This window comes from Azoarcus sp. Soil_N_20, assembly GCF_057656155.1.
Map to the genome: position 1 here is coordinate 1 of NZ_JBDGKX010000072.1, position 356 is coordinate 356.

The 356-nt window shown below is 66.9% G+C and carries 1 protein-coding gene; it reads left to right on the forward strand.

Features of this window, described 5'->3' with window-relative positions; all coding sequences use genetic code 11:
* Window positions 1-356, forward strand: a 356-nt coding sequence (locus AC3A35_RS27950) for an NAD(P)(+) transhydrogenase (Re/Si-specific) subunit beta (protein WP_487439818.1), incomplete at both ends; no start/stop codon positions are given.

Genomic DNA, 356 nt, shown 5'->3' on the forward strand with positions numbered 1-356 from the left:
GAGGCGATCGAGGGCAGCATGCGCGAGTTCTCCGCGCTCGACGCGGCCTCGGTGATGCGCTACGCGAGCAAGGTCATTATCGTGCCGGGCTACGGCATGGCGGTGGCAGGGGCGCAGCACAAGGTGTGGGAGATGGCGCAGCTGCTCGAAGAAGGTGGCGTCGAGGTGGTGTTCGCGATCCACCCGGTGGCCGGGCGCATGCCGGGGCACATGAACGTGCTGCTGGCCGAAGCCGGCGTGCCCTACGACAAGATCTTCGACCTCGAGGAGATCAACTCGGACTTCGCCCAGGCCGACGTGGCGCTGGTGATCGGGGCCAACGACGTGGTCAATCCGGTGGCGCGTACCGACAAGAC